The 11,728-nt window shown below is 67.3% G+C and carries 9 protein-coding genes; 2 read left to right on the top strand and 7 right to left on the bottom strand.

What is annotated here, in order from left to right; all coding sequences use genetic code 11:
• On the top strand, window positions 1-379 hold a 379-nt coding region (locus VD964_RS29150), incomplete at its 5' end, for a helix-turn-helix domain-containing protein (RefSeq protein ID WP_324871928.1).
• Between the two features lie 138 nt (window positions 380-517).
• Here VD964_RS29150 and uxuA read toward each other — a convergent pair.
• The 7 genes from uxuA to VD964_RS29115 form a co-directional block, all read right to left on the bottom strand.
• Window positions 518-1,714, bottom strand: a complete 1,197-nt coding sequence (gene uxuA, locus VD964_RS29145; protein WP_324871927.1) for a mannonate dehydratase — start codon at window positions 1,712-1,714, stop codon at window positions 518-520.
• Window positions 1,715-1,759: 45 nt separating this feature from the next.
• Window positions 1,760-3,034: a TRAP transporter large permease gene (locus VD964_RS29140; RefSeq protein ID WP_324871926.1), complete on the bottom strand. Its 1,275-nt coding sequence runs from the start codon at window positions 3,032-3,034 to the stop codon at window positions 1,760-1,762.
• Complete coding sequence (locus tag VD964_RS29135; RefSeq protein ID WP_324871925.1) at window positions 3,034-3,537, bottom strand: TRAP transporter small permease; 504 nt, start codon at window positions 3,535-3,537, stop codon at window positions 3,034-3,036. The genes VD964_RS29140 and VD964_RS29135 overlap by 1 nt, the downstream gene beginning before the upstream one ends.
• 103 nt (window positions 3,538-3,640) lie before the next feature.
• On the bottom strand, window positions 3,641-4,666 hold the full coding sequence (locus VD964_RS29130; protein ID WP_324871924.1) for a TRAP transporter substrate-binding protein: 1,026 nt from the start codon (window positions 4,664-4,666) through the stop codon (window positions 3,641-3,643).
• Between the two features lie 211 nt (window positions 4,667-4,877).
• Window positions 4,878-5,906: a Zn-dependent oxidoreductase gene (locus VD964_RS29125; RefSeq protein WP_324871923.1), complete on the bottom strand. Its 1,029-nt coding sequence runs from the start codon at window positions 5,904-5,906 to the stop codon at window positions 4,878-4,880.
• A gap of 40 nt (window positions 5,907-5,946) precedes the next feature.
• The gene (locus tag VD964_RS29120) at window positions 5,947-7,443 is read right to left on the bottom strand and encodes a mannitol dehydrogenase family protein (RefSeq protein WP_324871922.1); all 1,497 of its coding nucleotides are present in this window, start codon (window positions 7,441-7,443) and stop codon (window positions 5,947-5,949) included.
• A 157-nt stretch (window positions 7,444-7,600) separates the two neighbouring features.
• A complete protein-coding gene (locus VD964_RS29115) occupies window positions 7,601-8,359 on the bottom strand; it encodes a GntR family transcriptional regulator (RefSeq protein WP_324871921.1) in 759 nt (252 codons plus the stop codon).
• Window positions 8,360-8,713: 354 nt separating this feature from the next.
• On the opposite strand from VD964_RS29115, the gene ppc reads away from it, so the two are divergent.
• Window positions 8,714-11,485 carry a phosphoenolpyruvate carboxylase gene (ppc, locus tag VD964_RS29110; RefSeq protein ID WP_324871920.1) on the top strand — a complete coding sequence of 924 codons (2,772 nt, stop codon included), beginning with the start codon at window positions 8,714-8,716 and terminating at the stop codon, window positions 11,483-11,485.
• Window positions 11,486-11,728: the final 243 nt, after the last annotated feature.

The following is an 11,728-nucleotide window of genomic DNA, read 5'->3' as shown; positions in this document are numbered from 1 at the left end:
CCCGGAAGCGGTGGAGGCGCTGGGCCGCCACCGCTGGCCCGGCAATGTGCGCGAGCTGCGCAACGTCCTGGAGCGGGCCTGCCTGCTGACAGACAACCGCCGCCTGACCGCCGCCGACCTCGCGGAGGCGCTGCCGGATCTGGCGGTCGCTGAACCGGCGGAGTCGGTGCGTCCGGCGCCGGTCCAGGGGCTGGCCCCTGCGGAACCGCAACCCCTGCCGGGCTATGACGAGGCGTTCGACGAGTTCGAGCGCGGGCTGCTCGGCCGCGCGCTCGCTGCCCATGGTGGTAAGGTGACGGAGGCGGCACGGGCGCTCGGCATCTCCCGCGCCGCCTTCTACAAGAAACTGGCTCGGCTGGGGATGCGGGGAGGTCGGTAGAATCCCCCTCTCCCCCCCGGGGAGAGGGTCGGGGTGAGGGGGATGCACAGCGTGCCTTCCCGAGAATCCTCGCCGCGCTTCCCCCTCACCCTAACCCTCTCCCCGGGGGGGAGAGGGGATCACGGAAACGCTCCCCACTCACACCGGCAGCTGTTTCATCGCCGCGACGGCGGTCATCACGCCGCGGATCTCGGCCAGACCGCGCAGGCGGCCGATCATCGGGTAGCCGGGGTGGGTCGGCTTGCCGATGTCGTCCAGCAGCTCGTGGCCGTGGTCGGGGCGGAAGGGCAGGCGCCAGTTGTCGTTGCCGGCGTCCTGGCGGCGCTTCTGCTCCTCCAGCAGGGTGGTGACGACCGACACCATGTCGACATCGCCGCCGAGATGGTCGGCTTCCTCGAAGGACCCGTCCGGCTCCTTGGCGACGTTGCGCAGGTGGACGAAGTGGATGTCCTCGACGAAGCGCTTGGCCATCGCCGGCACGTCGTTGGTCTGGCCGGCCCCCAGCGAGCCGGTGCAGAAGGTCAGGCCGTTGTTGGGCGACTTCACCGCGTCGATCAGGTGGGCGAGGTCGTCCTCGGTGCTGACGATGCGGGGCAGGCCGAACAGCGGGCGGGGCGGGTCGTCGGGGTGGATAGCCATGCGGATGCCGACCTCTTCCGCCGTCGGGATCACCTCGCGCAGGAAGCGGGCCAGCGTCTCGCGCAGGCCGTCGGCGGACATGCCGTTGAAGCGCGCGATCATCTTGCGCAGGCCGGGGATGTCGTAGCGGTCATAGGCGCCCGGCAGCCCGGCCATGATGTTCGTCAGGAGCTTCGCCCGGTCGCTTTCGGAAGAGCGGTCGAACCACTCCTTCGCCTTGGCCATCACCTCCGGGGAGTGATCCTCCTCCGCACCCGGGCGCTCCAGCATGTAGACGTCGAAGGCCGCATGCTCGTAAGCGTTGAAGCGCAGCGAGGTGCCGCCGCCCGGCAGCGCCGCCGCCAGTTCCGTCCGCGTCCAGTCCAGCACCGGCATGAAGTTGTAGCAGATGGTGGTCACGCCGCAGGCGGCGAGATTGCGCATCGACTGGCGGTAGTTGTCGAACAGCTCCGTCAGGTCGCCTTCGCCGATCTTGATCGCCTCGTGCACCGGCAGGCTTTCGGTGACGGTCCAGCTGAGGCCGAGTTCCTTGTCGGACTCGATCATCGCCTTGCGCTTCTGGATTTCCTCGACCGACCAGACCACGCCATAGGGGATGTGGTGCAGGGCGGTGACCACGCCGGTGGCGCCGGCTTGGCGGATGTGGTTCAGCTTGATGGCGTCTTCGGGGCCGAACCAGCGCCAGGATTGTTCCATGGCTTCGAACTCCTTGGAAAGAGGGGGGCTTTGGAATTTGGAAGATCAGCGGAAAAGCAGGCTCGGCAGCCAGAGCGACAGTGCCGGGATGTAGGAGACTAGGAACAGGATCAGTATGTTGCAGAGCAGGAAGGGCCAGATCGCCTTGGTGATCGCACCCAGCGAGATCTTTGCGATGTTCGCCGCGACGAACAGGCAGACGCCGACCGGCGGGGTGGTCAGGCCGATCATCAGGTTCAGCACGGCGAAGGTGGCGAAATGGATCGGGTCGATGCCGACCTGGGTCGCCACCGCCAGCAGCGGCGGGAACAGGATGATCAGCGCCGCGATCGTCTCCATGAAGGTGCCGACGAACAGCAGCAGGATGTTGATCATCAGGATGATCAGGTACTTGTCGGTGGTCAGCGCCAGCATCGAAGCGGCGATGGCCTGCGGAATCTGCTCGCTTGTCAGGATCCAGCCGAAGACGTTGGCGAGCCCCACCAGCAGGATCAGCCCGCCCGACCCGATGGCGCTTTCCAGCAGGATCGCCGGCAGCTGGCGCAGGGTGAAGCCCTTGTAGACGAACAGCCCGATGACGAAGGCGTAGAGCGCCGCGACGATCGACGCCTCGGTCGGGGTGAAATAGCCGCCGACGATGCCGAACAGGATGATCGCCGTCATCAGCAGCGCCCAGAAGGCGCCGCGGCTGGCCCGCAGCAGGGCGCCGAAGCCCTGCCACGGCTCCCTCGGGTAGTTGCGGGCGCGGGCCAGGATCCAGACCGTCAGCATCATGCCGAGGCCCAGCAGCAGGCCCGGAATGGCGCCGGCCATGAACATCTTGCCGACCGACAGGCCGGTCAGGGTGCCGACGATGATCATCGGCACGCTGGGCGGGATGATCGGCCCGACGGTGGAGGCGGCGGCGGTCACCGCGGCGGCGAAGGGCGCGTCGTAGCCGGACTTGCGCATCGCCGGAATCATAACCGCGCCGATGGAGGCGGTCTCCGCCACCGCGGTGCCGGAGATGCCGGCGAAGACCATTGAACCCGTGACGTTGGCAAGGCCGAGGCCGCCGCGGATGTGGCCGACCAGCCGGTTGCTGAACAGAACGATCTGGTCGGTGATGCCGCCGCCGTTCATCAGGTTCCCGGCCAGCACGAAGCCGGGGATGCAGAGCAGCACGAAGCTGTCCATGCCGGCATACATGAACTGCGGAACCACCGCGAGATCGATGTCGCTGCCGACCAGATAGACCGCCGAGGCGCCGCCCAGCGCGATGCCCACCGGCGCGCCCATGATCAGCAGCACGGCGAAGGTGACGAACAGTGCGGTGACCATCAGACGGTTTCCCCATGGCTGGGCGGCGCGGAATCGCGCCCAAGCCCGGCCAGCCGGGCGATCGAGAAGAAGGCGAGCGAGACCGGGATGATCAGAGTCACGACATAGACCCAGATCATCGGGACGTTGATGGAGCGTGCCCGCTCCCCCACGCTGCCGACGACATAGTCCCAGGCGCCGGGAATGATGGCGACGGCGAAGACCAGGATCGCCACGTCGACCAGCCGGGCGACCGCCCATTGTGCCGGCTTGGGCAGCAGCAGGATGAACATGTCCACGTTCACCAGCTCGCCGCGCAGCAGCGCCAGGCCGCAGGAGAAGGCGACGAGATGGACCAGCGCGAAGCGGGCCACCTCCTCCGTCCAGGCCGGAGAGGGAAAGCCGGGAACGCGGCCCAGCACCTGGATGGTCACGACGATGATGAGGACGCCGATTGCCGCCAGGGTACCCCAACGGCAAAGGGCGGATACGGCCGACACCGCGGCGGCAAAGGCTGTGCGCATGGAGAAGGCTCTTGCGGTTGGGGGGAGGCGAACCCGAAGGGTCCCCCTCTCCCCGGAGGGAGAGGGGATCTTCCCGGGACGGGAGAGGGCCTGACTCTCCCCCTCACTTCACCGCGAGGATTTCGTCGTAGATCGGCTTGATCTCCGGCGACAGGGCGGCGACCACGGCGGCGCGGCCCTTCTCCGCGAAGGCGGCCTTGTCGACCGTGACGAACTCCATGCCCTTGGCCTTCAGGTCGGCGGCCAGCTTGGCCTCGTCCTCGATGAACAGCTTGCGCTCGGCGGCCTGCGCCGCCTTGGCGGCTTCCATGATGGCGGTTCGCTGTTCCGCCGGCAGGCGGCCCATCCTCTTCGATCCGCCGACCAGATAAATCCAGCTGATCACGTGTTCCGTCTGGTTCACGTATTTCTGGACCTCGTAGAAGCTGGCCGACTTGATGAGGGCCAGCGGATTCTCCTGTGCCTCGATGGTGTCGTTCTGCAGGCCGGTGAAGACCTCCGAGAAGGCCATCGGCGTCGGCTTGGCACCCAGCCCCTGCCAGAAGGACACGAACAGCGGCACGTTGGGAACGCGCATCTTCAGGCCGTTCAGGTCGGCCGGCGTCTTGATCGGGCGCTTGCTGGTCAGGTTGCGCGGGCCGCGGGCGAAGTAGGTCAGCGGAACCAGCTGGGTCTTCTGCTCGATGGCCTCGGCGATCTTCTGGCCCGGCGCGCCGGTGACGACCTTGTCCAGATGGTCGAGGTCGCGGATGCCGTAGGGAACCGCCAGCAATGCCGCGGCCGGCGCCCAGTTCTGCAGGGATTCACCGGTGATGGTGAAGTCGATGGTGCCGAGCTGGATGCCCTTGATCAGGTCGGTTTCCTTGCCGAGCTGCTCGTTGGGGAACACCTTGACCTCGACCGCGCCGTTCGTGCGCTTGGCGACTTCCTCGGCGAAAACCAGCGAGGCCTTGTGCCAGACATTCTCCTCGTTGGCGAGGTGGCCCAGCTTCAGCGTCGTCTTGGCCTGGGCACGGACGATGGCCGGCGCGGCGATGCCGCCCAGCAGCGTCGCACCGGCGGCGAGACCGGCACCGAGGCCGATGCTCCGGGCGAGCGTACGGCGGGAGATCGGGGTCTTGCTGTTCATCTCGTGGCTCCTCCGTTTTCGGCGGATCAGGCCCGCCTTTATTTGCGCGATGGATAAACTGAGGCGATCAGAGGCTGTGAACCTTCAGGCTGCCTTCTCGGCCGTCATCCCCGCGAAGGCGGGGATCCAGGCTTCACAGGGAAAGCCTTCATTCGGCAGGTCTGGGCTCCCGCCTTCGCGGGAAAGACGGCCGAGAAAAGCTCACGAACTCTCAGCCTTCGAAGTCGAGCTGCACCTTGATTGTGCTGGACGGGTCGGTCTCGATCAGGGAGAAGGCGCTCGCCGCGTCCGCGATCGGGAAGACCTGGGTGATCATCGCCGCCGGCTGCAGCTTGCCGCTCTCCAGCCACTCGATCACCTGCGGCAGCAGGCGGCGGTTCAGGCGGGACCCGACCAGCGTCAGCTCCTTCTTCACGATCTCCTGCTGGCTGATGTTGCAGGGGCCAGGGGAGAAGCCCAGAAGCCCGATGCGCGCGGCCGGGCTGGCGAGGCGGCAGGCCTCCTCCAGCAGGGCCGGGACGCCGGCGCCGTCGATCACCACCGTGGGGCCGAGCCCGTCATTCTCGTCGCGCACCGCATCGGGAACCGACACGCGCGAGGAATTGAGGACGACGTCCGCACCGAACTCCTTCGCACGCTCCAGCCGCTTGTCGTCGAGGTCGGCGACGATGCAGCGGGCGCCGTGCAGCTTGGCGACCTGCACCACCGTCAGCCCGACGGTGCCGGCGCCATAGACGAGGACCGTGTCGTCGGCCGCGATGCCGGTGCGCGACAGCACGTTGGCGGCAATCGACAGCGGCTCCGCCAGGGCGGCAATCGAAATCGGCAGGTCGGAGCGCACCTTCACCGCATTGGCCGCCGGCACCACGACATGGTTGCGGAAGCCGCCGTCGCGATGGACGCCGAACACCTCCAGATTGGCGCAGACGTTGGTGCGCCCGGCCCGGCAGGCATAGCAGCGGCCGCAGGACACCACCGGATCGACCACCACATGATCGCCGGCCGCCACGCTGGTGACGCCGTCGCCGACCGCCTCGACCGTGCCGGCGAACTCGTGGCCGATCACGCGGGGATAGACCGCGAAGGGATTGGAGCCGTGGTAGATGTGCAGGTCCGACCCGCAGATCCCGGCGCGCTGGACGCGGACCAGCACCTCGCCAGCCTTGACCGGCCCGGCAGCCGGGGCGTTTTCGGGACGAAGGGCCAGCACATGCGGCTTTTCGACGGTCAGGGCAACCACGGGAACTCTCCCTAGAGAAGGTGATGCTGTGAAAGCGGGGTCAGGCTGTGGCGGCGACCACGGCGCGGGCACCCTCGGCGAACAGGCGCCTGAGCGCGGCGGTGACCGGTCCGGTGAAGCGCGGGTCGCGCGGCAGATCCTCGCCGAACACCGCGGTCAGGCCGAACAGCGCCTCCGCCAGCCGATCCGGGTTGCCGGCGCTGGATGCCGCGATCTCCGTCAGCTTGGCGGCCAGCGGATCGCGCACGTCGATGGGCTGGCCCTTCTCGTCGATGCCGGCGACGTAGCGCATCCAGGCGGCGACGGCCAAAACCATCCGGTCGATCGGTTCCCCGGCGGCCAGCCGCTCGCGGATCGGGTTCAACAGGCGCTGCGGCAGCTTCTGCGTGCCGTCCATGGCGATCTGCCAGGTGCGGTGGCGCAGCGCCGGATTGCGGAAGCGGGCGATCAGCGCATCCTTGTATTGCTCCAGGTCTGCACCGGGCGGCATGTGCAGGGTCGGGCCAGTCTCCAAATCCATCAGGTTGCGGACCAGCGTGGCGAAGGCGGGGTCGGCCATGGTGTCCGACACCGTCTCGTAGCCCGCCAGATAGCCCAGATAGGCGATGGTGGAGTGGCTGCCGTTCAGCAGCCGCAGCTTCATCGTCTCATAGGGATGGACGTCGGCGACCAGCTCGACGCCGACCTCCTCCCAGGCCGGCCGGCCGGCGGGGAAGCGGTCCTCCACCACCCACTGGGTGAAGGGCTCCGTCACCACCGGCCAGGCGTCCTGCAGGCCGAGAGCCTGGGACACGCGGGCGCGGTCGGCCTCCGTGGTGGCGGGGACGATGCGGTCGACCATGCTGTTCGGACAGGCGACGGTCTCCGCCACCCAGGCGCCGAAGCCCGGATCGCGCAGTTCGGCGAAACGGCGCAGGATGCGGACCACCGTGTCGCCGTTGCTCGGCAGGTTGTCGCAGCTCAGCACCGTGAAGGGCTTCAGCCCGGCGGCGCGGCGGCGGGCCAGCGCCTCGGCCAGGAAGCCGATTGCGGTGCGCGGGCTGCCGGGATTGTCCAGGTCGTGGCGGATGTCGGGATGGTCTTCGTTCAGCGCGCCGGTCGCCGGATCATGGCAATAGCCCTTCTCCGTCACCGTCAGGGTGATGATGCGCACCGACGGGCGGCACATCCGTTCCAGCACCGCCTGCGGGTCCTCATGCGCCACCAGCAGTTCCAGCAGGCAGCCGATCACCCGCAGCCGCTCCCCCGCCGCATCGCGCACCGCGACGGTGTAGAGCCCGTCCTGCGGTTCCAGCGCGCCGCGGGTGTCGGGGCTGCGCAGGCTGACGCCGGCAATGCCCCAGGGCCCGAAATGCTTTTCCAGCAATGCGTCGGTGTAGGCAGCCTGATGGGCACGCTGGAATGCGCCGACGCCGAGATGGACGACCCCGAGTTCCAGCGCCTTGCGGTCATAGGCCGGCCGCGCCACCGCCACCGGCAGGGTTGACAGGCCGGCGGCACCGAGACGGGGCAGGGAAGAGGTCGCAGGGGATTGCATGGGGGTTGGTTTCCTTCCCGGCGGAGCGATTGCGCGAGGCGTTGGCTCGCATTCTTGTATGGTAGTATGTCAAACACTGCGGGCGAGGGCAACCCGGATTGTTCCGCAGTTAAATGGTATGGCGTCCTGATAAGGAAACAGGCCGATGCTGCGCCGGTCAGCGCAGTCCGGCAACCTTCGAACGGCCGGCAGACCGGGAGGAAGCCTTGGGAGCGGGAGGCGGCACGCCATCCTCCTGCGTGAACAGGTCGGGGAACTTGCCTTCCAATTCGGGCAGAGACGTCAGAATCTCGCGCAGGTGCATGCCCATCGCCGCTTCGGCCTTGGCAGGATCGCGGGCGACGATCGCCTCCAGCACCGCCTGATGCTGGGAGATCAGCCGGCGGATCGGCGTGGCATAGGGCACGCTGAGATAGCGGACGCGGTCCATCTGGGCCTTCGTCTCCTCGACGATGCGCCAGGCGTAATCGCACTCCGCTCCGATGGCGATGGTGCGGTGGAAGGCCTCGTCCAGCTCCAGGAAGCGCACCGGCACCGGTTCGTCGGCGATGTCCCACTGAGCCTTCAGGTTGTCGCGCAATTCGGCGAGGCCGGCCGGCGTGATGGTCTCGCAAGCCTTGCGGACGACCGCGGTCTCCACCGCCTCGCGGACGAAGCGGGCATCGAGCACCTGCTTGACCGAGATCTTGACGACGAAGGTGCCGCGCTGCGGCCGGATGGTCAGCAGGCCGGACTCGCTCAGCTTGATGAAGGCCTCGCGCACCGGCTGGCGGCTGACGCCGAGCTGGTCGGCGATCTCCTGCTCGGACAGGGCTTGACCGGGGCGGAACTGCATCGTCACGATGGCTTGGCGCAGCACCCGGTACACGCGCCGAGCGATCGGCTCCCCGGAGTCCACGTCGATCTTGTTCAGCATCGCTTCGCCATCCCGTCAGTCCGCCCTTCTCCCCGCCGGCTTCGTCATACGGAGCATGGGCAGGAGGAAACAATCAGTCAAGCATACTACCATACTAGTTGGGAAGCAAGCGCCACGCTGCGGGCCGTTCATATGCGACGTCGCATTTCACAGCGCTGCGACTTATGGAAATCATTTCGCACCAGCACACGGACTGTTGAAACTTCCTGAGGAATCGGCATGCTGTCGCCGATGGTCTGACCACTTCGCGCGCAGGGGCTTACCCCTGCCCGGAATTTGATCATCCAAATTCATGTATCCGGCGCTCGCGCATCGACCCGTATCCGTCCCTCCTCGACCAGGAAACCGTCGCCCATGTCCGCCATCCTGCTGCAGGAAAGTTCCGAGACGAAGGACCAGCCGCTCCGCGAAGACATCCGCCTGCTGGGGCGCATCCTGGGCGACACCGTCCGCAGCCAGGAAGGGGAGGCGGTGTTCGACATCGTCGAGCGCATCCGCCAGACCTCCATCCGGTTCCACCGCGAAGAGGACCAGGGCGCCCGCAAGGAGCTGGAGGCGATCCTGAACAGCCTATCGCCCCCGCAGACGGCGCGGGTGGTGCGAGCCTACAGCTTCTTCTCGCACCTCGCCAACATCGCCGAGGATCAGCACCACATCCGCCGCACCCGCGCCCATGCGCTCGCCGGGTCGTCGCCGCGCGACGGCACCATGGCCCATGCGCTGGACGAGGCGACCAAGGCCGGCATCACCACCCAGCAGCTGAAGGAGTTCTTCGACGGCGCGCTGGTCAGCCCGGTGCTGACCGCCCATCCGACCGAGGTGCAGCGCAAGAGCATCCTGACCGTGCAGATGGCCGTCGCCAAGCTGCTGGCGGAGCGCGACCACGGCCCGATGACGCCGGAGGAGGAGGAAACCAACCTCGAATCCCTGCAGCGCGCCGTGCTGACCCTGTGGCAGACCGCGATCCTGCGCGCCACCAAGCTGGCGGTGACGGACGAGGTGGCGAACGGCCTGACCTTCTACGACTACACCTTCCTGCGCGAGATGCCGCGCTTCTACGCCCAGCTGGAAGACCATCTGCGGCGGATGGACCCGTCCTGGGCGACGACGGAACTGCCGTCCTTCCTGCGCATGGGCAGCTGGATCGGCGGCGACCGCGACGGCAACCCCTTCGTCACCGCCCCCGTGCTGCGCCAGGCGATGCGGATGCAGAGCACGCGCGCCCTGCAATTCTATCTGGACGAACTGCACGCGCTCGGCGCCGAGCTGTCGCTGAGCACCCGCGTCATCGACGTGTCGGAGCCGCTGCGCCAGCTGGCCGAGCGTTCTCCCGACCCGTCTCCGCACCGCAAGATGGAGCCCTACCGCCGCGCCATCTCCGGCATCTATGCGCGGGTCGCCGCGACGTTGCGGACGCTGGACGGGCTGGAGGCGCCGCGCCATGCCGTGGGAGACGCGCCGCCCTACCTGACGCCGGCCGAGTTCCGCGCCGATCTCGACATCATCGACCGGTCGCTGACCGTCAACGGCTCGGCCGCGCTCGCCAAGGGCCGGCTGCGCCACCTGCGCCGCGCGGTTGACCTGTTCGGCTTCCATCTGGCCAGCATCGACCTGCGCCAGAACTCCGACGTGCATGAACGGTCGGTCGCGGAGCTGCTGTCCTTCGCCGATGCCGGCATCGACTACACGTCGCTGTCGGAGGACGAGCGGATCGAGTTGCTGGTCCGCGAGTTGGAGACCAACCGGCCGCTGGCCTCGCGCTATGCCGATTATTCGGAAGAGACCGCGTCGGAACTCGACATCCTGCGCACCGCCGCCGATGCCCGCGCCCGCTTCGGGTCGGATGCGGTGGTGAACTGCGTCATCTCCAAGACCGACGGCGTGTCGGACATCCTGGAGGTCGCCGTCCTGCTGAAGGAAGCCGGGCTGCTGCGGCCGAAGGACAAGGCGCTGGACCTGAACATCGCCCCGCTGTTCGAGACCATCGGCGACCTGCGCAACTGCGCCGCCACCATGGACCGGCTGCTGTCGATCCCGACATACCGGCGCTTCCTGGAAAGCCGCGGCAACCTGCAGGAGGTGATGCTCGGCTATTCGGACAGCAACAAGGACGGCGGGTTCCTCACCTCCGGCTGGGAGCTGTACAAGGCGGAGATCGCGCTGGTCGAGGTGTTCGCCAGGCATGGCGTGCGGCTGCGGCTGTTCCACGGCCGCGGCGGCTCGGTCGGCCGCGGCGGCGGTCCCAGCTATCAGGCGATCCTGGCCCAGCCGGCCGGCGCCGTTCAGGGCGCCATCCGCATCACCGAACAGGGCGAGGTCATCGCCGGCAAATATTCGAACCCGGAGGTCGGCCGCCGCAACCTGGAAACGCTGGCGGCGGCGACGCTGGAAGCGACCCTGCTGCACCCGGAATCGGCGGAGCCCTGCACCGATGTGTTCCTCCAGACTATGGAAGAGCTGTCGGAGCATGCCTTCAAAGCCTATCGTGGGCTGGTCTACGAGACCGAGGGCTTCGAGAAGTATTTCTGGGAATCGACGGTGATCGGCGAGATCGCCAACCTCAACATCGGCAGCCGCCCGGCCTCGCGCAAGAAGTCGACCAGCATCGAGGATCTGCGCGCCATTCCCTGGGTGTTCAGCTGGGCGCAATGCCGCCTGATGCTGCCGGGCTGGTACGGCTTCGGCTCGGCGGTGAAGGCCTATCTGGCCCAGCATCCGGACGGCATGGAGCGGCTGCGCGCCATGCACCGCGACTGGGGCTTCTTCCGCACGCTGCTGTCCAACATGGACATGGTGCTGGCGAAGTCGAACATCGCCATCGCGTCCCGCTATGCCGGGCTGGTGTCGGACCCGGAGCTTCGCGACGCCATCTTCTCCCGCATCCGGGCGGAGTGGCAGGACTGCATCGAGGTCCTGCTGGCGATCACCGAGCAGTCGGCCCTGCTGGAGAAGAACCCGCTGCTGGCGCGGTCGATCCGCAACCGCTTCCCCTATCTGGACCCGCTCAACCATGTGCAGGTCGAACTGCTGAAACGCCACCGCACCAGCGACAGCGGGGAGCAGATCGCCCGCGGCATCCATCTGACCATCAACGGCATCGCCGCCGGATTGCGCAACAGCGGCTGATCCGCCGGCTTTTCTCCGCTGTCAGCAGCTGCGGCCGGACCTTTCGGAACGGGCCCCTCTTCCCCACGGGAGAGGGGCCTTTTTCGTTTGTGAGCAGATGCAAAATCAATTTGGCCAACAATCTTTCCCTGTTCTTGTGCAGTGCAGTTCAAGTCTTCGCCGCTGCAAAATGACGCAGGCATATTCGAATGGCTGAGCCGCAAAAAGTCATGGGTTCTTTCAAAAATCCGAATTGAAGGCAGA

It is taken from the genome of Azospirillum sp. (assembly GCF_035628975.1).
In the GTDB taxonomy this organism is placed as follows: Bacteria; Pseudomonadota; Alphaproteobacteria; order Azospirillales; family Azospirillaceae; genus Azospirillum.
This window is presented reverse-complemented; position numbering and strand designations above follow the sequence as displayed.

What these genes read in the sequence shown, in the direction of transcription:
- uxuA (WP_324871927.1), bottom strand. Translation starts at nt 1,714, where the DNA reads ATGGAACAATCCTGGCGCTGGTTCGGCCCCGAAGACGCCATCAAGCTG.
- VD964_RS29140 (WP_324871926.1), bottom strand. Translation starts at nt 3,034, where the DNA reads ATGGTCACCGCACTGTTCGTCACCTTCGCCGTGCTGCTGATCATGGGC.
- VD964_RS29135 (WP_324871925.1), bottom strand. Translation starts at nt 3,537, where the DNA reads ATGCGCACAGCCTTTGCCGCCGCGGTGTCGGCCGTATCCGCCCTTTGC.
- VD964_RS29130 (WP_324871924.1), bottom strand. Translation starts at nt 4,666, where the DNA reads ATGAACAGCAAGACCCCGATCTCCCGCCGTACGCTCGCCCGGAGCATC.
- VD964_RS29120 (WP_324871922.1), bottom strand. Translation starts at nt 7,443, where the DNA reads ATGCAATCCCCTGCGACCTCTTCCCTGCCCCGTCTCGGTGCCGCCGGC.
- VD964_RS29115 (WP_324871921.1), bottom strand. Translation starts at nt 8,359, where the DNA reads ATGCTGAACAAGATCGACGTGGACTCCGGGGAGCCGATCGCTCGGCGC.
- ppc (WP_324871920.1), top strand. Translation starts at nt 8,714, where the DNA reads ATGTCCGCCATCCTGCTGCAGGAAAGTTCCGAGACGAAGGACCAGCCG.